At 71.6% G+C, this 21,423-nt stretch carries 18 protein-coding genes; 10 read left to right on the forward strand and 8 right to left on the reverse strand.

Going from position 1 to position 21,423, the window contains the following annotated elements; translation table 11 throughout:
- The first annotated feature begins 4 nt into the window (after positions 1–4).
- Entirely contained in the window at positions 5–1,231 is a 1,227-nt protein-coding gene (locus H181DRAFT_RS24355; protein ID WP_045866554.1) for an acyl-CoA dehydrogenase family protein, read from the forward strand.
- 481 nt (positions 1,232–1,712) lie between these two features.
- On the forward strand, positions 1,713–2,360 hold the full coding sequence (locus tag H181DRAFT_RS24360; protein WP_045866555.1) for a helix-turn-helix domain-containing protein: 648 nt from the start codon (positions 1,713–1,715) through the stop codon (positions 2,358–2,360).
- A gap of 106 nt (positions 2,361–2,466) precedes the next feature.
- Here the strand turns inward: H181DRAFT_RS24360 and H181DRAFT_RS24365 are convergent, their stop codons facing one another.
- Entirely contained in the window at positions 2,467–3,117 is a 651-nt protein-coding gene (locus H181DRAFT_RS24365) for a DUF1028 domain-containing protein (protein ID WP_052708705.1), read from the reverse strand.
- A gap of 142 nt (positions 3,118–3,259) precedes the next feature.
- Between H181DRAFT_RS24365 and H181DRAFT_RS24370 the strand changes: the two genes are divergently transcribed.
- From H181DRAFT_RS24370 to H181DRAFT_RS24395, 6 genes are all read left to right on the forward strand, one after another.
- Positions 3,260–4,819, forward strand: a complete 1,560-nt coding sequence (locus H181DRAFT_RS24370) for an ABC transporter substrate-binding protein (protein ID WP_217627986.1) — start codon at positions 3,260–3,262, stop codon at positions 4,817–4,819.
- On the forward strand, positions 4,819–5,763 hold the full coding sequence (locus H181DRAFT_RS24375) for an ABC transporter permease (RefSeq protein WP_045866556.1): 945 nt from the start codon (positions 4,819–4,821) through the stop codon (positions 5,761–5,763). The genes H181DRAFT_RS24370 and H181DRAFT_RS24375 overlap by 1 nt, the downstream gene beginning before the upstream one ends.
- Positions 5,760–6,623, forward strand: a complete 864-nt coding sequence (locus H181DRAFT_RS24380; protein WP_045866557.1) for an ABC transporter permease — start codon at positions 5,760–5,762, stop codon at positions 6,621–6,623. Before H181DRAFT_RS24375 ends, H181DRAFT_RS24380 begins: the two co-directional genes overlap by 4 nt.
- Positions 6,620–7,591: an ABC transporter ATP-binding protein gene (locus H181DRAFT_RS24385; protein WP_045866558.1), complete on the forward strand. Its 972-nt coding sequence runs from the start codon at positions 6,620–6,622 to the stop codon at positions 7,589–7,591. The genes H181DRAFT_RS24380 and H181DRAFT_RS24385 overlap by 4 nt, the downstream gene beginning before the upstream one ends.
- Entirely contained in the window at positions 7,588–8,634 is a 1,047-nt protein-coding gene (locus H181DRAFT_RS24390; protein ID WP_045866559.1) for an ABC transporter ATP-binding protein, read from the forward strand. Before H181DRAFT_RS24385 ends, H181DRAFT_RS24390 begins: the two co-directional genes overlap by 4 nt.
- Positions 8,635–10,396: 1,762 nt before the next feature.
- Positions 10,397–11,026, forward strand: a complete 630-nt coding sequence (locus tag H181DRAFT_RS24395) for a cutinase family protein (protein WP_045866560.1) — start codon at positions 10,397–10,399, stop codon at positions 11,024–11,026.
- A gap of 95 nt (positions 11,027–11,121) precedes the next feature.
- Here the strand turns inward: H181DRAFT_RS24395 and H181DRAFT_RS24400 are convergent, their stop codons facing one another.
- The 7 genes from H181DRAFT_RS24400 to H181DRAFT_RS24430 all read right to left on the reverse strand — a co-directional run bounded on the left by H181DRAFT_RS24400 (position 11,122) and on the right by H181DRAFT_RS24430 (position 19,611).
- Positions 11,122–11,598, reverse strand: a complete 477-nt coding sequence (locus H181DRAFT_RS24400; RefSeq protein ID WP_045866561.1) for a (2Fe-2S)-binding protein — start codon at positions 11,596–11,598, stop codon at positions 11,122–11,124.
- 9 nt (positions 11,599–11,607) lie between these two features.
- Entirely contained in the window at positions 11,608–13,956 is a 2,349-nt protein-coding gene (locus H181DRAFT_RS24405) for a xanthine dehydrogenase family protein molybdopterin-binding subunit (RefSeq protein WP_045866562.1), read from the reverse strand.
- A gap of 374 nt (positions 13,957–14,330) precedes the next feature.
- Positions 14,331–15,317: an NADPH:quinone oxidoreductase family protein gene (locus H181DRAFT_RS24410; RefSeq protein ID WP_045866563.1), complete on the reverse strand. Its 987-nt coding sequence runs from the start codon at positions 15,315–15,317 to the stop codon at positions 14,331–14,333.
- A gap of 158 nt (positions 15,318–15,475) precedes the next feature.
- The gene (locus tag H181DRAFT_RS24415) at positions 15,476–16,021 is read right to left on the reverse strand and encodes a TetR/AcrR family transcriptional regulator (RefSeq protein ID WP_045866638.1); all 546 of its coding nucleotides are present in this window, start codon (positions 16,019–16,021) and stop codon (positions 15,476–15,478) included.
- Between the two features lie 126 nt (positions 16,022–16,147).
- Positions 16,148–17,842: an AMP-binding protein gene (locus H181DRAFT_RS24420; RefSeq protein ID WP_045866564.1), complete on the reverse strand. Its 1,695-nt coding sequence runs from the start codon at positions 17,840–17,842 to the stop codon at positions 16,148–16,150.
- Positions 17,839–18,678, reverse strand: coding sequence for an SDR family oxidoreductase (locus tag H181DRAFT_RS24425; protein WP_045866565.1), 840 nt, complete (start codon positions 18,676–18,678; stop codon positions 17,839–17,841). Before H181DRAFT_RS24425 ends, H181DRAFT_RS24420 begins: the two co-directional genes overlap by 4 nt.
- A gap of 120 nt (positions 18,679–18,798) precedes the next feature.
- A complete protein-coding gene (locus tag H181DRAFT_RS24430) occupies positions 18,799–19,611 on the reverse strand; it encodes an SAM-dependent methyltransferase (protein ID WP_045866639.1) in 813 nt (270 codons plus the stop codon).
- A gap of 572 nt (positions 19,612–20,183) precedes the next feature.
- Between H181DRAFT_RS24430 and H181DRAFT_RS24435 the strand changes: the two genes are divergently transcribed.
- Positions 20,184–20,687, forward strand: coding sequence for a hypothetical protein (locus H181DRAFT_RS24435; protein WP_254666958.1), 504 nt, complete (start codon positions 20,184–20,186; stop codon positions 20,685–20,687).
- A gap of 222 nt (positions 20,688–20,909) precedes the next feature.
- Positions 20,910–21,371 (forward strand): MaoC family dehydratase, encoded by a 462-nt coding sequence (locus H181DRAFT_RS24440; RefSeq protein WP_045866566.1) that lies wholly within the window; start codon positions 20,910–20,912, stop codon positions 21,369–21,371.
- Positions 21,372–21,423: the final 52 nt, after the last annotated feature.

Below are 21,423 nucleotides of genomic sequence, written 5' to 3' on the forward strand. Positions count from 1 at the left end.
TCAGATGGACTTCGCATTCGACGGACGCACGGAAGAGCTGCGCCGGCGGCTGACCTCGTTCATGGACGAGCACGTCTACCCGGCCGAAGCGGTCGCCGACGCGCAGCGCGCGGAACAGGACTCGCCCTGGGAGACGGTGCCGGTGGTGGAGGAGCTGAAGGCCAAGGCGCGCAAGCACGGCCTGTGGAACCTCTTCCTGCCCGACCGCACCTACGGCGCCGGGCTGACGAACCTCCAGTACGCCCCTCTCGCCGAGATCCTCGGCCGCAGTCCCCGCCTGGCACCCACCGCGGTCAACTGCGCCGCTCCGGACACGGGGAACATGGAGGTGCTCACGGAGTTCGGCAATCCGGAGCAGCGCAGGCAGTGGCTGGAGCCGCTGCTGAGCGGCGAGATCCGCTCCGCGTTCGCGATGACCGAGCCCGACGTCGCCTCGTCCGACGCGACGAACATCGAGACGCGCGTCCGGCGGGACGGCGACGACTACGTCATCACCGGCCGCAAGTGGTACATCTCCGGCGCGATGAACCCGGACTGCAAGATCTTCATCGTGATGGGCAAGACCGACCCGGACGGCCCCGACATCCGCCGCCAGCAGTCGATGGTGCTCGTGCCGCGCGACACCCCCGGTCTGGAGATCCGGCGGGCGATGCACGTCTACGGGTACGAGGACCACTACCACGGCGGGCACGCCGAGGTCGTCTTCGACGGCGTGCGGGTTCCCCGGTCGAATCTGATCGGCGAGGAGGGCGGCGGATTCGCCATCGCCCAGGCCCGGCTGGGGCCCGGTCGGATCCACCACTGCATGCGGCTCATCGGGATGGCCGAGCGCGCGATCGAGCTGATGTGCCGCAGGGCGGTGGAGCGTTCGGCCTTCAGCAAGCCCCTCGCCGAGCAGGGCGTCGTACGGGAGTGGATCGCCGACGCGCGGGTCCAGGTGGAGCAGCTGCGGCTGCTGGTCCTCAAGACCGCCTGGCTCATGGACACCGTCGGGAACAAGGGCGCCCACACCGAGATCCAGGCCATCAAGATCGCCACGCCGCGCGCCGTCGTCGGAATCCTCGACCGTGCCGTCCAGCTGCACGGTGCGGGCGGCGTCAGCCAGGACTTCCCCCTGGCCGAGCTGTGGGCCGCGGCCCGCACGCTCCAGCTTGCGGACGGCCCCGACGAGGTCCACCAACGGTCGCTGGCACGCCGGGAGTTGAAGCCGTACATCGCCGCAGCCGAGTGAGACGCCCCGCGAGCTGAACGGCTGCGCACCGAGCGGACGTGCGGGCCGCCGACGCCCTCCGGGGAGCGTCGGCGGCCCGCAGTCGCGTCCTTCCGCGATGCCGAGCCGGACGACTCGGGTCCGAAAGAGGGCTCTCCCCGGATCAGCACGCCGCCGCCGGGGCCGCGCCGTGGACGTCCAGCACCTTCAACAGGGCGCGGTGGTCCGGGTGTCGGGGGAGTTCAGCCGGCCGGGACAGTGAGCGCCCCCGAACTCCCGCCCCCGGTCCCCCCGTCCGGTTCACCCGCGCGAAGTCGACGCGTTTCCCACTCCCGTCGCACGCGGCCCACTCCCGTTGCCCTCGACCCGCCGCACGCGGTCCGGCCGCGAACCCGTGCAGCGTGCGCGGCGGATGGAACTCCGGGCGCGGCTGCCCGGCCGCTTAGAATCCTGATGCGCTCATGTGGGCGTCCGGCCGGAGCGGTGTACCGAAGGGTGAGGGATGCCGAGGAAACCCGAGAGGGAACCCGACGGCTCAGCAGGGGAGTTCGCGGAGTCCGGGGAGATCCCCGCCACGGGCGGTGGCGGTGAACTCGCCACCATCGGGACGACTGTGCGGTCGACGCGGCGCCTTCTGGGCATGACCGTCGAAGCGCTCGCGTCCCGCGCGGGCGTGAGCACCGGAGCGCTGAGCCAGCTCGAACGCGGTCAGGGGAATCCCTCCCTCCAGACGCTGCAACGGCTGGCCTCCGCGCTCAGCCTTCCGCTGGTGCAGCTGCTTCAGGGCGCGGCGGAGCCCGAGCACCACGTCGTCCGCGCCGGCCACGGGCCCCGGCTGCCCGCGCCGAGCGACGACACGCGCGAACCGCAGGTGCTGCGCGAGCTGCTGACCCCTTCGGGCGGGCGTCTGCAGGTGATCCGGAGCGAGGTGCCTCCCGGCTTCAGCAACGAGGGACGCTCCTACCGCCACCTGGGCCAGGAGTGCGTCGTCGTGCTGTCCGGGCGGCTGAGGGTGAGCATCGGCCAGGAGGTCGTGGACCTGTCGCAGGGCGACACGATCACCTACGACTGCACCGCCGCGCACTGGTGGGCCAATCCCGGGACGGAGACCACCGTGGTGCTCGGAGCGGTCACTCCGCTGGCCTTCTGAACCACCCGCCGCGGGCGGTCCCTTCGGCGCCCGCGCACCGGACCGGCCGAACGGCGGGGTGTGTCCGCGCTCCAGCGACCGGCCCGCGCCGCGGTCGGCACCACCATCAGCGGCCCTGTCCGGACGGGTCCGCGGCGCCGGTGAAGGCTTCGTGCAGCGCGAGGAGCCGCCGCAACTCGCCGACCGGGTCGGGGTGGTCGTCCACCCGCAGGTCGACGCGGGACGCGTTGCGGAGGCCGCCGTCGTCGTCCGGGCCGACGACGCGCAGGGCGGCGCTCTGCCGGCCGCGACTGTCCCCGCCGGCTTCCTCGCCGCTGGCCAGCGCCGCGATCAGACGCCGGGTCAGCGGGCCGGCCGAGGCCAGGAAGGTGTCCCGCAAGGCGTTGAGCACCGGCGTTCCGGCCAGGCAGTTCCCCGTGGCCACGCATCCGGGGCCGAGGAGGTGGCCGGCGGCGCCCGTGCAGTCGGGGCCTGTCCACGCGGCGGCCTCGCCGGCAGGGCCGAGCACCGCGAGTTGCCGCAGCGAACGTCCCGGGTCGGAGGAGATCAGGCGCTCGACCGTCTGCGCCGCGCCACGTCCGCCGCGGAGCTCCGCGATGCCGCGTTCGGCGAACGTCGTGTTGGTGTGAGCCTGCGTCACGAGGGCGCCCGCGCCGGCGGCGACGGCGGGCACGGTGGCGCCCACGGCCAGGGACTTCGACGCGGTGACGACGCCGAAGCTTCCGCCGCCGTCCCGTACCACCAGGGAATAGGTCACAGTCTTCCTCTCTGAACGGCCCGGTGGTTGCCCGAGTCAACTCCGGGTAACGGTTACGGACCGTGTCTTGACCTCACCCGCCGAGGTTCGTAACGTGCCCGCCGTACTTCGTAATAATGACGCTCCTTCATCATAATGAAGAATGGGCGGCGACGACCAGTCGATCGAAGCGGGGGAGGCAGCCATGGGACGGCTGAGCCGTTGGACGTGCGCGGCACTCGCGTCCGCCCTGCTCGGCGCGTGCTCGCCCGGCACGGGCGTGGACCGCGGTCTCAGCAAGGACGGCTCCGGCGTCGTGGCGGCGATCGCGGGCGAGCCCGATCAGCTCGACCCGCACCGTACGTCGGCGTACTTCTCCTTCCAGGTGCTCGAGAACACCTTCGACACCCTGGTCGAGCCGGACCGGAACCTGGACATGAGACCGGCGCTGGCCGAGCGCTGGAAGGTCAGCAAGGACCGGCTCACCTGGACGTTCACGCTCCGAAAGGGCGTCACCTGGCACGACGGCTCCGAGTTCGGCGCCGACGACGTCGTCTACTCGTACAGGCGCATCATCGACGAGAAGCTGGGCAACGCCTGGCGGTTCGACGGCATCGAGGACATCTCGGCCCCCGACGACTCGACGGTCCGGCTCGAGCTCGAGAAGCCCATGTACAACCTGCTCTCCAGGATCGGCGGGCACAAGGGGCTCGCGATCGTGAACAAGAGGAACGTCGAGAGCGGGAGGATCAAGACGCGGCCGGTCGGTACCGGGCCCTTCGCCTTCGACGACCACAACCCCGGCGAGTCGATCCGCCTGAAGGCCAACTCCCGCTGGTGGGGCGGCGCTCCGAAGATCCCGTCGCTCACGTTCCGGTTCATACCCGAGCCCACGACGGCCCTCGCGGACCTGGAGGCCGGCGAGATCAACTGGACGGACAACATCCCGCCGCAGCAGGTCGAGCGCGTCTCGCAGAACGAGGACCTGGAGCTGGACAGGGAAGTGGGCAACGACTACTGGTATCTGGCGGCCAACCAGGACCGCAGACCGTTCGGCGACCCGCGGGTGAGGAAGGCCATCGCCTACGGCATCGACCGCAAGTCCATCGCGCAGGCCACTCAGTACGGCAACGCGAGCGTGAACCAGCTGGCCATACCGAAGACCAACCCCTGGTACACCGCGTACTCGCCCTACTCGCACGACCCGCGCCGCGCGGCCGAGCTCCTCAGGTCGGCGGGCGTCCGCAACCTGAAGATCGACATGCTGGTGACCAAGGAGTACCCGGAGACCGTCATCGCCGGCCAGGTCATCGCGTCCCAGCTGGAGAAGATCGGAATCACGGTCAAGCCGCGCGAAGTCGACTTCGCCACCTGGCTGGACAAGCAGGGCAAGGGCGAATACGACATGCTGATGCTCGGCTGGCTGGGCAACCTCGACGCCGAGGACTTCTACTACGCCCAGCACCACTCCAAGGGGAACTTCAACTTCCAGAAGTACTCGAGCCGCAAGGTCGACAGGCTCCTGGAGGCGGGACAGAAGGAGGCCGGCCGGAAGGCCCGCAAGGAGCGCTACGCGCAGGCCGCCCGGCAGATCGCCGACGACGCCAGCTACATCTACCTCTACAACCCCGACGTCGTGCAGGTGTGGGCACCGCAGTTGCGGGGATACGAGGTCCGCAGCGACGGCGCCATCCGATTCCGGGACGCGAGGCTGGCCGACTGATGCTGCGCTTCACTCTGACCCGCGCCGGGCACGCCGCCGTCGTCCTGCTGGGCGTGACGGTCGTCGTCTTCGCCCTGATGCACCTCGTGCCCGGCGACCCCGTACGGGTCGCTCTGGGCACGCAGTACACGCCCGAGTCCTACCAGGCGCTGCGTTCCGCGTCGGGACTCGACCGGCCCCTGATCAGCCAGTACTTCCACTACGTGGGCAGTGCGCTCACCGGCGACCTGGGCGTGAGCTTCCGCACCGGGGAGCCCGTCACGCTCGTGCTGCTCGAACGCCTCCCGGCGACGCTGTCCCTGGCGTTCGCGGCGATGGTCATCGCCGTAGGCCTCGCCATCCCCCTCGGCGTCTACGCGGCGACGCACCAGGGCAGGATCAGCGACACGATCGTGCGCGTCGTGAGCCAGTTCGGGGTCTCCGTACCGGACTTCTGGCTGGGCATCCTGTTCATCCTGCTCTTCTCCAGCACGCTGGGGTGGCTGCCGCCGTCCGGCTACGTGCCACTGACGGAGGACCCGCTCGGCTGGCTGTCCAGGGTGATCATGCCCGCGACGGCGGTGGGGCTGGTCTCCGGAGCGATCATCACCAGGTTCGTCCGCAGCGCCGTCCTCGAGTCGCTCGGCTCCGAACACGCGCGCACCGCCAGCGCCAAGGGCCTGCGGCGGCGCATCGTGAGGAGCCGGCACGTGGTCCGCAACGCGATGGTTCCCGTCGTCACCGTCATCGGCGTGCAGGCGGCGATCCTGATGGGCGGAGTCATCGTCATCGAAGTGGTCTTCGCATGGCCCGGGTTGGGGCGGCTGACGTTCGACGCCGTCTCGGCACGGGACTACCCCGTGGTGCAGGGGGCGGTGCTGCTGGTCGCGGCGCTGTTCCTGCTCGTCAGCATGGCCGTCGACCTGCTGTACGCGCGAATCGACCCGAGGATATCGATCCGATGAGCGCACGTCCTTTCTCCGCGTGGAGTCACCTGCTGCGGCGCCCCGTCTCGGCGGCCGGACTCGGCGTCGTCGCCCTGCTCGTCGTCCTCGCCGTCCTGGGCCCGCACCTCGCCCCCTACGGCCCGAACGCCGTCGACGTCACCCGGGCCCTGCGGCCACCGAGCGCGGAACACTGGTTCGGCACCGACGACTTGGGGCGCGACATCCTGAGCCGCGTCGTCCTCGCCGCCCGGATCTCACTCCAGGTCAGCCTGGTCAGCGTGGGCATCGCACTGGTCGCGGGGGTGCTCCTCGGCCTGCTCGCGGGCTACTTCCGGGGATGGGCCGACACCGTGATCATGCGGGTCGTCGACGTGGTCTTCGCGTTCCCCATCATGCTGCTGGCCATCGCCATCGTCGCCGTGCTCGGGCCCGGCGTGACGACCGCGACCGTCGCCATCGGCGTGGTGTACGTACCGGTCTTCGCCCGCGTCACCCGCGCGAGCGCGCTGGCGCTGCGCGAGGAGCCGTACGTGAAGGCCGCCGCCGCCATCGGCGCCGGGCCGCTGCGCATCGTCCGCACCCACATACTGCCCAACGTCTCGGCGCCGGTCATCGTCCAGACCTCGCTCAGCCTGGCCTTCGCGATCCTCTCGGAGGCGGCGCTGTCCTTCCTCGGCCTCGGCGTGCAGCCGCCCCAGCCGTCCTGGGGGCGGATGCTCTTCGACGGCAAGGGCTTCACCGACGCCTGGTGGATGAGCGTCTTCCCAGGACTGGCCATCTTCGTCACGGTGCTCGCGTTCAACCTCGTGGGCGACGGGCTGCGCGACGTCCTCGACCCCCGCCAGCGTTCCGCCATGGAGTCCAGGAGAGGCCGATGAACGCACCGGGTTTCGCCGTACAGGACCTCACGGTCGTACTCGGCCGCGGCACGCGCGCGGCCCGCGTCGTACGGGGCGTCTCGTGGTCCGTCGAAGCCGGACAGACGCTCGGCGTGGTGGGGGAATCCGGATCGGGCAAGTCGATGACGGTGCTCGCCTCGGCGGGGCTCCTTCCTCCGCCCGCCACCGTCACGGGCAGCGCCCTGCTCGGCGGACGGGACCTGCTGAAGCTGTCCCGGCGCGAACTCGAAGGCATACGCGGTCGGCGGCTCGGATTCGTCTTCCAGGACCCGATGACCTCGCTCAACCCGCTTCTCACAGTGGAACGGCAGATCACCGAGGGCATCGAGGAACACCTCGGCGCGACACGGCGGGCCGCCCGCGACCGTGCGCGTGAACTCCTCGAGACCGTCGGCATCGCCGACCCGGACCGCCGCCTCGACGCCTACCCCCACCAGCTGTCCGGCGGGATGCGGCAGCGGGTGATGATCGCGATCGCGCTCTCCTGCGAGCCGGACGTCCTCGTGGCGGACGAGCCCACGACGGCGCTCGACGTCACGACGCAGGCGCAGATCCTGGACCTCGTGCGCGAGAGGCAGGAGCGCATGGGCCTGGCGGTCGTCTGGATCAGCCACGACCTCGCCGTCGTAGGCGGACTCGCCGACGACGTCGTGGTGATGTACGGCGGCCAGGTCGTCGAGCAGGCACCCGTCGAGACCCTGCACGGAGCGCCCGCACACCCCTACACACGGGGCCTGCTGGGAGCGCGTCCGGTCCTCGGCAAGCGACGCGACCGCCTCACCGCCATCCCGGGAACACCCCCCGACCCCCGCGCGCTGCCGCCCGGCTGCGTCTTCTTCGACCGCTGCCCCGTCAAGGGGGACCCGCGGTGCGGGACCGAGGTCCCGGACCTGCTGGAGGTCGGCCGGCGCCACTACACCCGCACGTTCTGCCCGGAGGACCAGTGAGCAGCACAGCAGGTCCGGGCGAGGCCCTGGGCACCCGGTCCGAACCGCTGCTGGACGTGCGGAACCTGTGCGTGCGGTTCCCCGGCCCGCGGGAGGGCCGCCACCGCTCGTGGGTGCACGCGGTCGAGGACGTGTCCTTCACGATCGAACGCGGCCGGACGCTGGGTCTGGTGGGCGAGTCGGGGTCCGGCAAGTCGACGATAGGCAACGCGCTGACCCGCCTCGTCCGGCCCACGTCCGGAACGGTCCACCTCGACGGCCAGGACGTGCTGGCGGCACGCGGTGCCCAGGCGCGCGAGCTTCGCCGGCGCATCGCGATGGTCTTCCAGGACCCGTACGCGTCGCTCGATCCGAGACGCACCATCGGGGCGACCGTGCGCGAACCCCTGGACGTGCACCGGATGCTCTCCGGACGCGCCGCACGCAACAGCAGAGCGGCCGAACTGCTCGATCTCGTGGGGCTGGTGCCGGAGACCGCCGCCCGGTACCCGCACGAACTCTCCGGCGGGCAGCGCCAGCGTGTGAGCATCGCGCGCGCCCTCGCGGCGGACCCGGACCTGGTCATCCTCGACGAGTCGACCGCGTCCCTCGACGTCTCCGTCCAGGCGCAGATCATGAACCTGCTGCGGGAACTGCAGGACGAACTCGGTCTGACCTACCTGTTCGTCTCCCATGACCTCGCCGCTGTGGAGCACATGAGCCACCACGTCGTCGTGATGTACCTCGGTCGCCGCATGGAGACGGGCACGACGGACCACCTCTACAGCCGGCCCGCGCACCCCTACACGCAGGCGCTGATGTCCGCGGTGCCCGACACGGACCCGGCCACGGAGAGGAACCGCGAGCGGATCCTCCTCGGTGGCGACCCGCCCAGCCCGCTCGACCCGCCGTCCGGCTGCGTGTTCCGCACCCGCTGTCCTCTGGCAGCCGGCGAATGCGCGGAACCGGTCCCGAAGACCACAGTCTCCGGCGACCACGACGTCTGGTGCGTACGCACCGAGGAGTCGCTGTCGCCGGAGCGGCTGCGCCGCTTCGTGCACTGAGCGGCAGTCACATCGGTCCCCGTCAGAAGGGAGCACCATTTGAACGGTCCCGGCACCGGGGGCAGTTCGGACAGCCGGTCCCAGCAGCACACCGGGAGCACCCGCGGACGGCTGCTGCTCGCTCTCGCATGTACGCCGCGAGGTGAGGCCCCCCGATGAGAGTCCGAGCACGACGCTTCCGAGGCCCCTCAGGCGCGCGGACGACGCGCCGGAACACCCCGACGCCGAGGCCGCTCACGGCAGTTCGCGCGACACCGTGCGGGCGGCCGGCCGCCTGACCCGGGCCGGAAGGCGCCGCGGCAAGGACGGCCGTCTCCCTTCGTGGAGGCAGCCGCGGGCCGCGGCCCGGGAGCACGCCGGTGCCCGACGTTCTTCGACCAGACCGGCCAAGGGCGGTTCCCGTGTCGCGCCGGTGGGTGCAGGGCTCTTCACACGCAACAAGCGCACAGCAAACCGACAAACCGGCGCTGGACGCCGGCCGAGGAAAGGAAGACGAATGACAGCACGTCAACGTCATCCGTCAGCGGCAGTACGTCGCGGTTTGGCGAGGTACGCCAACAAACGCAGCGGCTTTGTCATAGCAGGTGCCTTCGTCGCGAGTTTCGTTGCCGGAGGGACGGCAGCGGCGGACGACCAGGGCCCCGGGGGACCGAACAACGGGCCCGGCAACGGGCCCAGCGTGAGCGCTCCGGACAACGGTCCGGCTGAGGGACCGGACAACGGGCCTCCCGGCCCTGGACCGAACAACGGGCCCGCGCCCGGCCCGGGACCCGACATGGGACCCGGACCCAACAACGCACCCGCCCCCGGCCCAGGACCCGACATGGGACCCGGACCCAACAACGCACCCGCCCCCGGCCCAGGACCCGACATGGGACCCGGACCCAACAACGCACCCGCCCCCGGCCCAGGACCCGACATGGGACCCGGACCCAACAACGCACCCGCCCCCGGCCCAGGACCCGACATGGGACCCGGACCCAACAACGCACCCGCCCCCGGCCCAGGACCCGACATAGGACCCGGAGGCCCTGACAACGGGCCCGCCCCCGGCCCAGGACCCGACATAGGACCCGGAGGCCCTGACAACGGGCCCGCTCCGGGTCCGGGACCGGACCTCGGCCCACCACCCGCTCCGGACCACGACCCCGCCCCCGCACCGGACCTTGGTCCGCCGCCCGCACCAGCTCCTGGGCCGGACAACGGACCTGCTCCGGGTCCGGGACCGGACAACGGCCCACCACCCGCACCGGACAACCAGCCTGCCCCCGCACCGGACCTTGGTCCGCCGCCCGCACCAGCTCCTGGGCCGGACAACGGACCTGCTCCGGGTCCGGGACCGGACAACGGCCCGCCGCCCGCACCAGCTCCTGGCCCCGACAACGCACCCGCTCCAGCTCCAGGACCGGACCTCGGCCCACCGCCCGCTCCGGACAACCAGCCTGCCCCGGCTCCCCCACCGGCTCCTGTACCGAGCAACGAGCCTGCCCCGGCACCGGGTCCGGACAACGGTCCTGCTCCGGGTCCGGCCCCTGCGCCGCCACCCGCACCCGCGGACGGTCCGGCCCCCGCACCCGCACCCGCACCCGCACCACCTGGAGCACCGCTCCCGCCACCACCCGGAGCACCCGTGCCTCCGCCACCCGCACCCGCGGACGGTCCAGCCCCCGCACCACCTGGAGCACCGCTCCCACCACCGCCCGGAGCACCGCTCCCGCCACCCGCACCCGCGGACGGTCCAGCCCCCGCACCCGGAGCACCCGTGCCTCCGCCGCCGGCTCCCGCTCCCCCGCCTCCCCCGGCGGAGCCCCCGGTACGGAGCGACGACACATGGACGATCGTCGTGGGCGGCGCCGGCGACCAGCAGGGGAGGGTGTTCACGGACGCCAACGCCGCAGCCGTGGACCAGCCCGTCGGCTACTCGGCAGCGCTCTTCGGGCTGAGCACCCGGCAGGGCGTGGACGAGCTGAACCGGCTGGTCCGGGAGCATCGCGCTGCGAACCCGGGCCAGCACATCAAGATCGTCGGCTACTCGCAGGGCGCGGCCGTCGTTCACACCTGGACCACGGAGAACTCGGCGTCGATCGACAACGTCAACTCCGTCCTCATCGCCGACCCCAAGCGCCAGGGTGGTCCCGGCACGGGCACGGACGGCCTGTCCAACGAGTGGTTCGCGCAGATCGCGGGCCCGCCCACGACAGGGGTGGACCAGAACTTCGGCAACATCCCCACCACATCGGTCTGCACCGGCGACGTGATCTGTGACAGCAGCGCGCCGTCCGGCTGGGGCGGGTACATCAACGGCGATCACGGGAACTACTCGTTCAACGTCGACGACTACGCCGACAACGGCAACGGGCAGTGGTTCAACGGCCAGTTCAGGCCGTGGTGATCAGTCCCCACCGCTGAATGAAGCGGCCCGGTCGCGCCACGGCACGACCGGGCCGTACCAGCTCGGTGCCGAACCCCGCCCGCGAGCGGTCCCGGTCACATCCTGCGGGCGCCTTCCACGATGGCTTCCCGGATGCGGTTGTACGTGCCGCAGCGGCAGATGTTGCGGATCTCGTCGAGGTCGTCGTCGCCGATGTCCCGGCCTTCGGCCCGGGCCTGCCTGACCTTCGCGACGGCCGTCATGATCTGTCCGGGCTGGCAGTAGCCGCACTGGGCGACGTCGCGCTCCAGCCATGCCTCCTGCATGGGGTGGAGTTCGGCGTCCGCGGTCGCGGGCAGGCCCTCGACGGTGGTCACCTCGTCGTCGTCCGCGATGTCACCGACGCGCACCGAACAGGGGTTGAACGCCTTGCCGTTGATGTGGCTCGTGCAGGCCCTGCAGACCTCGATGCCGCATCCGTACTTGGGTCCGGTGACGCCGAGCAGATCGCGCAGCACCCACAGGAGCCGCACGTCGTCCTCGGCCTCGACGGTGACCTTCTCGCCGTTGAGAGTGAAGGTGTGGGTAGACACGGGGGCTCCTCAGTGGGCGTGGTCCAGGCCGTCGGTCGGGGACTGCGGTATCGGGGGGACGGTGGGCAGCGGCTCGAAGCCCAGGTCTCCGCCGTGGCTGACGGGGAACTCCGTCGGCATCCTGCCGGTCGCGCGTCCGTAGGCGCAGGCGACCGCCGCCATCGCCGCCGCCACGCCGAGTTCGCCCGCTCCGCCGGGCTTGCCGGTGGTCGGGGGCATCACGATGATGTCCAGCTCCGGCGGCACGTTCCACTGGCGCGTGTAGAAGTAGTTGTCCCAGCTTCCTTCGAGGAAGTGGCCGTCCTTCAGGTGGAGGCTGGACGTCAGGGCGTGGGCGATGCCGTCCATGATTCCGCCCATCATCTGGGCCTCCAGGCCCCTGGGGTTGACGGCGAGTCCCACGTCCACGGCGCAGACGGCCTTCGTCACCCGCGGCCCCGTGCGGGCGTCCGGGAGGTCCCGCCGCGCGGTGCCGGGCCGGCAGTCGATCTCGGCGAGGACGGCGACGACGCCGTGGTACTCGGGGTGGACCGCGATGCCCTGCGCCGTGCCCTCGGGCATGCGGCGGCCCCACTCGCCCTTCTCCGCGACCTTCTCCAGCACGGCCGACGCCCGCTCGTCCTTGAGGAACTCGCGGCGGAACTCGTACGGGTCCTTCTTCATCCTCTTCGCCAGCTCGTCGACGACGAGTTCCTGCGCGCACCTGACGTTCGGCGAGTAGATGTTGCGCATGCTGCCGGTGTTGAAGCCCTTGTCGGCCTCGTTGAGGAGCTGGGTCGTCACGCCGAAGTCGTAGGGCGACTCCTGGGTCAGGGTGAAGATGGTCTCGGAGAACGTCAGATCGCCGACGGGCAGCTTCGCCGCCATCGACGTGAGGATCTCGCCCAGGCCGTGGCCGAAGTCCGTGGCGACGCTCGTGTGCCGCTGCTCGTAGCTGAGCACCTTGCCGGGCACGTAGGCCGCCCTGACCCGGGACGTCGACATGGGATGCGTGCGCCCCTGCCGGAAGTCGTCGGTACGGTGCCACATCAGCTTGACGGCCTTGCCCGTCTTCTGGGAGATCTCGGCGGCTTCGAGGGCCGCGTCGTAGAACAGCTTCCGGCCGAACGAGCCGCCGCCTTCCGTGACGTGCACGGTGACGGCGCTCTGCGGCAGGCCGAGCTTCGCGGCGATCTCCTGCTGGGCGACGACGGGTGACTTCAGTCCGGACCAGATCTCCGCCCTGTCCGAACGGACGTCCGCTACAGCGCAGTTGGGCTCCAGCGCCGAGTTGCTGGCGAACCAGAAGGTGAAGTCGGCGTCGACCGTCTCCGTGAGCGGCCCCAAGTCGGGAACGGCCAGGGGGATTTCGGCCCTGCGGAGCTCGCGGAGCATGTCCGCGTCGGACTTGCCTTCGGCGGTGCCCGGGTCCCACGTCACGCGGAGTGCGCGGACCGCGTCGATGCACTGGCCGAAGGTTCGGCCGCGCACGGCGACTCCCGTCGAGACCACCGCCACGTCGGTGATGCCGGGCATCGCCTCCACGTCCGCCTTGTTGTGCACCGACTTGACCTTGCCGTTGATCGTCGGCGGGCGGCAGACCATCGCCGGAGCCGCCCCCGGCACGTCCAGGTCCATGGCGAACTTCTTGCGTCCCGTGACGGCGTCGAGGGCGTCGAGGCGATTCTGCGGCGTGCCGACGAGCTTGAACTCCGACCGTTCCTTGAGCCGTACGGAGACCTGCTTGCTCTCCACACTCGCGGCCTTCTCCGCCAGCGCCCCGTACGTGACGCGCCGTCCGCCCGGGGACAGCACGGCCCCCGCGCGTGTCGTCAACTCCGAGACCAGCGCCCCGAGTTCGAGAGCGGCGGCTTCGAGCAGCCGGCCTCTGGCGATCGCTGCCGCGACGCGGATCGGCGTGAACGTCGAGATCGTGGTGTTGGAGCCGCCGGTGAGCTGGTTGAACAGCAGCTCCGGGCGTGCGTCGGCCAGGGTGACACGCACCTTCTCCAGCGGGACGTCCATCTCCTCGGCCACGATCATCGCGCTCGACGTCGTGATGCCCTGCCCCACCTCGGCCCGCGGCAGGTCGAAGGAGACGGTGCCGTCCTGGTGCACCTGGACGGTTATGAGGTTCGCCGTGGGTTTCGCGGCCAGGGTCAGCAGGTCGTTGAGGTCCAGCAGTTCAGGCGCCTGCGGAGGGCTCGGCACCGCGGCGGCCGCCTCCGGGGCGGCCACGGTCTGCACGCCGACCTCGGCCGCCGCGACGAGAGTGGGCGCCGCGAGCAGGTACCCCACGAACCGGCGGCGGCTGGTGCCGTCCTCGGGGCGCGTCGCCCGCGCGTCCTCCTGGTCCGGCGCGTGACGGTGCGTGGCCATGGGGTTCCTCTCGACGGACCTGGGCGGTCGAACCGCGGCGAACTCTGCGGGCGCGCGGGCGCGAGCCGGCGTGCGACGCGCCCGCCGACGGGAACCGCACGGACCGGGACGCACGGCCCGGCACGATGCGGCACAGGCCTGCACACACGGCTCGGACCGTGGGACCGCAGTGGTGCGCAGCCATGATCGTCCAGGTCACAGCGCCAGGTCCACGGCTGTGATGTGCAGACTCTGTGCCCACCGGAGGCGCGTCCGGCGAACGCACACGTCGTCCGCGGTTCGCGCCCCCGCCGGTGTCGGCGGGGGCGCGAACCAGGGTCTGTCTTCGGGATCTTCGTGGATCAGGCCGCGGCGTCGAATGCGGTGACGGGGCCTCAGGGCTGGATGACGACCCGGCCCGTCGTGATGCCGTCGAAGACACGCTGCACCGCCGCCGCGCCCTCTTCGAGCGGCACCCGCTCGCTGACGAGCGGCTTGACCGCGCCGTCGGCCGCCAGCGCGCACAGCTCCCTGTGGCAGGCGTCCACCGCGGCCGGGTCCTTGGTGTTGTACAGGCCCCAATGCAGGCCGAGGATCGAGTAGTTCTTGATGAGCGCGTGGTTGAGGCCGGGGGTCGGCACGGCCCCGCTCGCGAAACCGACGACGACGATGCGCCCTTCGAACGCGACGCACTTGGCGGACTTGGCGTACGCGTCCCCGCCGACCGGGTCGTAGACGACGTCGGCACCGCGCCCGCCTGTCTCCTCCTTCACCGCCGCGACGATGTCGTCCTGCCTCCGGTCGACGACCACGTCGCAGCCCAGCTCCCGCGCCGTCTCCGCCTTGGCCGATCCGCCGACGACGCCGATGACGCGCGCGCCCGCGGCCTTGCCGAGCTGGACCGCCGCGCTGCCCACGCCCCCTGCCGCGGCGTGCACGAGCAGCGTCTCCCCGGGCTGCAGCCGGGCCCTGCGGTGCAGTCCGAACCACCCGGTCTGGTAGCCGATGTGCAGGGCCGCCGCCTCCGCGTCGTCCAGCGCCGCGGGCGCCTCGCGGGCGCTCGCCGCCGATACGACGGTGCGCTCCGCGAAACCCCCGGCGGGCAGGACGGGCCGGGTGATGATCCGGGTCCCGGCCGCGGGGGCGTCCTCACCCGCCTCACCCGCTTCCAGTACCTCGCCGCACAGTTCGACCCCGGGCGTGAACGGGAGAGGCGGCTTCACCTGGTACTCGCCCCGGCACAGCAGCGCATCGGGGAAGTTGACGTTGGCGGCGCGCACCTTCACGAGCAGTTCACCCGGCCCGGGCCGGGGATCGGGGACCTCCTCCAGCCGCATCACCTCGCGCGGCTCGCCGTTGCTGTGGACGCGCCATGCCTTCACCGTCGCTACCTCCGGAACGTGGGACGTGGATACCTGTGGTCGCTCGTTGGACGTGCGGGTTCCCTAAGACCTGTCCGACGAATGCGTCGCAGGACGCGCGGACTCCTGAACCGCCGCCCGGTGCAGCGCACGCCGCCTGCGCGGGCCGCGGGTTCGCGTCACGGCCGCAACGCCCGCAGCAGCAGGTCGGCGAGGTGATCCGCGACCTGCTGCGGCGTGAGCTTGCCGTCGGGCCGGTACCAGTGGCTCAGGTGGTGAACCGACCCGAAGTGGTAGTCGACCACCAGGTCGGGGGGCGTGTCCGCGTTGAAGACGCCGCTTCGCTGGCCCTCCTCGACGAGGTCGCGGAACCGCTCGTGGTACAGGCGGCGCTCCGCCCGCACCTGCTTCTGCTTCTCGGGGCTGAGCTGGTGCATGGAGCGGAAGAAGATCTTCGCGTCGTCGAGGTTGTCGATGGTGGTGACCACGACGTCGGCGGCGGCTCTCCGCAGCCGCCGCTCGACGGGCTCGTCGGCGTCCGCGTAGGCGTCGAGCCGCTCCTTCTGGCGCCGCAGCAGCCGCCCGTAGATCTCGTGCAGGAGGTCGTCCTTGGAGCCGAAGTAGTGGTAGAGCGCCCCCTTCGTCACCCCTGCCGCCTCGACGATCTCCTGCACGGACGTGCGGTCGTATCCGCGCTCGGAGAAGAGGCGGGTGGCGGCGGCCATCAGCCGCTGGGGTACGGGCGGAACGCCGCCCGTACCGCCCTTGTCCTTGACGCCGCTCCGGGACGCCGTCCTGGGCGTGGCCATGAGCCCTCACCTGCCTCTCTTCCGTGCGCCGGCGTCCCGGCGTCACGCGCCGCGTACTGCACCGGTCCCGCTCGACTGTCCGCTTCCACCGCGGGAACGCAGTTCCCGCCGGAGGATCTTCCCACTGGTCGTTTTGGGCAGTTCCGCCAGGATCTCGATCTCTCGCGGATACTTGTAGGCCGCCAGCCGCTCCTTGCAGTGCCCGGCGAGTTCGTCCGGCCCTGCCGCCGCGTCCGGCCGGAGACTGACGTACGCCTTGACCGACTCGCCGCGGTAGGAGTCGGGCACTCCGACGACCGCCGCCTCCCGCACCGCCGGATGGCTGTAGAGGACATCCTCCACCTCTCGCGGCCAGACCTTGAAGCCGGAGGCGTTGATCATGTCCTTCTTCCGGTCCACGACGTAGAGCCAGCCGTCCGCGTCCATGAACCCGATGTCCCCGGTGAGCAGTTCGCCGCCGGGGAAGGCCGCGGCGGACTCCTCCGGCCTGCCCCAGTAGCCGGGGACGACCTGCGGGCCGCGGACGGTGATCTCGCCGTGCGTGCCGATCGGCACCGGCCTGCCGTCGTCACCGACGATGCGCACCACCGTGTCCGGCCCGGGCACCCCGACGGCCAGCGTGCCCGAGGCGGGGTCCACGGGCGCCCTGCGGCCGGGCGGGACACTCGCGCAGGGCGCGGTGCACTCGGTCAGTCCGTAGCCGTTGCGCAGGTACTGGCCGAACGCCGCACCCAGCTTGTCGACGAGTGCCGGCGGCAGCGGGGCGCCTCCCGAGGCGAGGATGCGGAACGACGAGAAGTGCTCGGGGGTGGCCTCAGGGCGAGCGGCGAGCGCCATGTAGGCGGTGGAGGGCCCCACGGTGAACGCCGGACGGTGCTCCAGGAACGCGTCCAGCACGACGCCCGCGTCGAACCGGTAGGCGAGGGCGAGGGTGCCGCTTCCGGCGATGCAGGCGGCCAGTTCGCAGACCATGCCGGTGATGTGGAAGAGCGGGGCGAGCACGAACACGCAGGAGCCGTCCGGCAGTTCATGGCCCGTGTGCTGACGTTCCGCGTTGTAGGCGATGTTGGCGTGGGTGTTCATGGCGCCCTTGGGCGTGCCGCTGGTACCCGACGTGTAGCTGATCAACGCCACGTCCGCACCGGCCGGTTCGCGGCCCTGCGGAGCGCTCGCCCCGCTGCGCGCCACCGCCAGGAGATCGTCGGCGTCGTCCGCCGGCGCGCAGCGGCCGAAGTCGAGGACACGCTCGTCGTGGCGGGTCTGGAGGTCGAGTTCGCAGGCCGTCAGGACGATCCGCACGGGCGAGGCGGCCGCCGTCCCGCGCAGGTACGACTCCCACGCACGGTCCGCGCACACCAGTGCCGTCACTCCGGCGTCGGCGAGGACGTGGGCGACCTCGCCGCCCTTGTACATGGGGTTGACGGGCACCACTGCCGCTCCGGCCTTCCACGCCCCCAGCAGCGCGATCACGAAGTGCGGGCTGTTCTGGAGCATCAGCGCGAGCCGGTCGCCCTTGGCGAGGCCGCGTCCGGCGAGGTGGGCGGCGACGCCGTCGGAGAGCGCGTCCGCCTCGGCATAGCTGATCCGTCCGTCGAAGTAGGCCAGGGCCGTCCGGTCGGGGACGGCGCGTACCGCGGCGCGGAACGCGTGCAGGACGGTCTCGGGCGGGTCGACCGGGGCCCGCTGCACCTCGTTGAGCTGCTTCAGCCAGGGCCTGTCCTCGTAGGTGGGGGTCAACTCGCCGCTCCCGTCCGCCCGTCGGCGTCCGCCGCCGCGGATGTCCCGCCGGGCGCGGAGGCGCCGTCCGCCTGCTCCAGCACGGCTTCGAGCTTCCGCTGCATCTTGTTCATGCCGCCCAGCCAGCGGTCCGGGTCCCCGGCGCGCGCCGCGTAGTAGCCGGCGGTCTCGGGGTGCGGCAGCACGAGGAAGCGCCGCTCGTCCATCGCCGTGAAAAGGGCGTCCGCGACGGCCTCCGGTTCGATGGCCGTCTCGGCGAGGACGAGGTCACCCGCCGGGCCCGTGCCGGCCAGCATGTCGGTGCGTACGCCCTGCGGGCACACGGCGTGCACGTCGACGCCGCGGTGGCGGTAGGTGGCCGAGAGCCACTCGGCGAAGGCGAGCGCGGCGTGCTTGGTCACGCTGTACGGCGCGGACCCGAGCATCGTGAGGATCCCGGCGGCCGAGACGGTCGCGACGAAACGGCCGCCGCCGGCGGCGAGCCAGTCGGGCACCAGCTCACGCGCGGCCCGTACGTGCGCCATCACGTTGACGTCCCATGCGCCCTCCCACAGCTCCTCCGCCGCTTCGGGCCCGCCGTGCGGTGCGACGCCCGCGTTCGCGCAGAAGGTGTCGATCCTCCCGCCCAGCGCCTTCCGCGCGGCGGGCACGACGGTGGACGCGTCGCCGGGCACCGCGATCCCGCCTATCTCCGCCGCCACGGCACGGGCCTTGTCCGCGTCGAGGTCGTTGACGACCACGCGGGCCCCTTCGGCGGCGAAGCGCCGCGCGTAGGCGGCACCGATTCCGCCTCCCCCGCCGGTCACGACCACGCCGCTGTCGCGCAAAGACTCCATCCCGGAAACTCCCCTTCGCTGCTCCGCACGGTCTCTCCCCCGCTGCGGCAGACTAACCAGTCGGTATGTCATGGGGGAAGGGGGCCCGGAGCCTCCCGCCGGGAAGACGGCGGCCCGGGATCAGGGCTTGCGGCCCACTCCGCCGTACGTCGTCACCGGCATGACCGGGAACGGGGTGTGGTCGGGACGCCAGTGCGTGACCGGCACCAGCCCCGGCTCCAGCAGCTCCAGTCCGTCGAACAGGTGCCCGAGGCTCTCGGGGCTGCGCAGGTGGTACGGGACCGCGCCGCTGCTGTTGTACTTCTCGTGCGCCTGCTGGCGCGCCGCGCTGATGTCGGTGCCGTCGCTGAGGGTGAGGAAGCTGCCCGACGGCAGGGCGTCGAGGAGCCGGCGCACCAGGGAACGGGCGAGGTCGTCGTCGGGGACGTGGCCCATGATGCCGAGCATCATCAGGCCGACCGGCTCGGTGAAGTCCAGTGTGGCGGCGGCCCGTTCGAGGATCACCTCGGGCTCCCGCAGATCCGCGTCGATGTAGTCCGTGACGCCCTCGGGTGTCGAGGTCAGCAGCGCGTGGGCGTGGACCAGCACCAGCGGGTCGTTGTCCACGTAGACGATGCGGGACTCGGGGGCGAGACGCTGCGCGATCTCGTGCGTGTTGTCGACGGTCGGGAGGCCGGTGCCGACGTCGAGGAACTGCCGGACGCCCTCCCGGGTCGTGAGATGCCGGACCGCCCGCGCGAGGAAGTACCGCGAGCCGCGGGCGGCGTCGACGATCCCGGGGAAGATCTTGGCGAACTCGTCACCCGCCTCGTGGTCGACGGGGTAGTTGTCCTTCCCGCCCAGCCAGTAGTTCCAGATGCGCGCCGAATGCGGAACGGTGGAGTCGATCTTCGCAAGCAGGTCCGGGTCCGGATCGTGCTGCTCGTCCGGCATCGTGATCATCTCCCCGTCACCACTGTGGACCGCGCCGGCGGCGGTGCCGGCGTCCCAGGTCCCAACCCTACGGCGTGCGCGCTGACGGCGAGGGCCCTCTCCGCACTCCTCCCGGATCCGTCCACCACCCCGTCCCCTGTGCCCGACTCGCCCTCGCGGACGGCCGGTTGGGCCGCCGCGGAGGGACGGGGCGCGCGAAGGGCACGTGAGGGAAGGGAGAACGTGTTGGGAGGAGCGGTGTGGGAGACCCGACGCGTCTTGATTTCGGGGACGCGCAACGGAAACGCTCTGGTCCGGGCCGGTCGGGCCTCATGTGACCCGCCGGTACTCGCCGTTGCGAGGTCTTCACGATCGATGAGAGATCTGTGAGAACTCATGAGAGCCCCGTGAGAATCCCGCTTCCCTGGGCGTGGCCCCGGCGGGCGAGGGTAGTTCACCGGACCCGGAGGGCCGGCACGCAGCGGCCCGGCACAACTGGAAAGTCAAGTACTTCGTAACGGGGGGGATCCGATTGCGCGGCAGTTGCGTCACATCGCCGACGAGTCGGGTCCAGTCCGTCGGAGGTGGGACTATTGGCCGGTTTCAGAGCCCTCGCAGAACAGGTGCGCGATCCCTACAGGGCACCTTCCCAGCGCCGCCAGGCGCTGCGTAAGTGCCTGGAGCGCTTCGCTCCGTACGGGCACCGCGCGACATGGCAACACCTTTGCGCCCGGGCGGGATTCAGCCCGGACGACCGCGATCCCGACCCGCAGCTTCTGGTCTCCGCGCTGGAGGAGCTGGAGGAAGCGCGCGAGGTGTGGCTCCGGTACGAGGAACAGGTGGCGTCCCGGCGCAGAGCCGAGAAGCGGCACGGCATCAGACAGCCGGCGCCGCACGACGAATGGCACCGCCTGACGTGGGGCGGCAGGTCACTGCTGCCGTGTGACCCCTCGACTCCGCCCACACCGCGGCTGGCGGACGTGCTGCGCCGCATGATCAGCGCCATGGACAAGGACGTGGGCAAGAACGTCATCCGCCTCGCCAGCAGCCGCGCTCCGCGGCAGGAGCTGGAGCCGATGGCCGCATCGCGGGGCTGACGCCGACGCGGGCCGGACAGCGCCCCGTGCGCCGCCGGCCCCCAGCCGCCCTTTCCCGCCGCCACCGCCGCGACCCACCGCGACCCACCGCCATGCCCCACTGCCACGGCCCGCCCGCGAAGGCGGGCCCGCAGCGAGGGCGTTGACAGGCGCCCAGCACCCCCAGCATGCTGAGCGAGCGCTTAGCACGCGGCGGCGCGAGACGTGCGGGAGGTTGCAGGGATGGCGGAACCACGGGTCTTCTCCTCGACCGCCGAGCTGGCGGCCGCGGTCGGCCAGGAACTCGGCGTGAGCGACTGGCTGGAGATCGACCAGAAGCGGATCGACCTGTTCGCCGAAGCGACGGGCGACCACCAGTGGATCCACGTCGATCCTGCCCGCGCGCAGGACGGCCCCTTCGGCACGACCATCGCGCACGGCTACCTCACGCTCTCCCTGCTGCCCGACCTCGTACCGCGCGTCCTGCGCGTCGAGGGAGCCCGCATGGGCGTCAACTACGGCGTGAACAAGGTCCGTTTCCCCGCGCCCGTGCCCGTCGGATCGCGCCTGCGGGCGCGTGTGGAGCTCGTGGACGTCAGCGAGGCCGGCGAAGGCGTCCAGGTCGCCGCGAAGGTGACGGTCGAGCGCGAGGGCGGGGACAAGCCGGTGTGCGTCGCGGAGACTCTCAGCCGCTACTTCTGGTGAGGGCCCCTCCGGCGACGCTCCCTGCGATGCGCAGCCGGACGCGGACCCGGGC

It is taken from the genome of Streptomyces sp. WMMB 714 (genome assembly GCF_900090125.1).
In the GTDB taxonomy this organism is placed as follows: domain Bacteria; phylum Actinomycetota; class Actinomycetes; order Streptomycetales; family Streptomycetaceae; genus Streptomyces; species Streptomyces daqingensis.

Coding starts and splice junctions, on each gene's coding strand:
- H181DRAFT_RS24355 (WP_045866554.1), top strand. CDS start 5: ATGGACTTCGCATTCGACGGACGCACGGAAGAGCTGCGCCGGCGGCTG.
- H181DRAFT_RS24360 (WP_045866555.1), top strand. CDS start 1,713: ATGCCGAGGAAACCCGAGAGGGAACCCGACGGCTCAGCAGGGGAGTTC.
- H181DRAFT_RS24370 (WP_217627986.1), top strand. CDS start 3,260: ATGGGCGGCGACGACCAGTCGATCGAAGCGGGGGAGGCAGCCATGGGA.
- H181DRAFT_RS24375 (WP_045866556.1), top strand. CDS start 4,819: ATGCTGCGCTTCACTCTGACCCGCGCCGGGCACGCCGCCGTCGTCCTG.
- H181DRAFT_RS24380 (WP_045866557.1), top strand. CDS start 5,760: ATGAGCGCACGTCCTTTCTCCGCGTGGAGTCACCTGCTGCGGCGCCCC.
- H181DRAFT_RS24385 (WP_045866558.1), top strand. CDS start 6,620: ATGAACGCACCGGGTTTCGCCGTACAGGACCTCACGGTCGTACTCGGC.
- H181DRAFT_RS24405 (WP_045866562.1), bottom strand. CDS start 13,956: ATGGCCACGCACCGTCACGCGCCGGACCAGGAGGACGCGCGGGCGACG.
- H181DRAFT_RS24415 (WP_045866638.1), bottom strand. CDS start 16,021: ATGGCCGCCGCCACCCGCCTCTTCTCCGAGCGCGGATACGACCGCACG.
- H181DRAFT_RS24425 (WP_045866565.1), bottom strand. CDS start 18,678: ATGGAGTCTTTGCGCGACAGCGGCGTGGTCGTGACCGGCGGGGGAGGC.
- H181DRAFT_RS24430 (WP_045866639.1), bottom strand. CDS start 19,611: ATGCCGGACGAGCAGCACGATCCGGACCCGGACCTGCTTGCGAAGATC.
- H181DRAFT_RS24440 (WP_045866566.1), top strand. CDS start 20,910: ATGGCGGAACCACGGGTCTTCTCCTCGACCGCCGAGCTGGCGGCCGCG.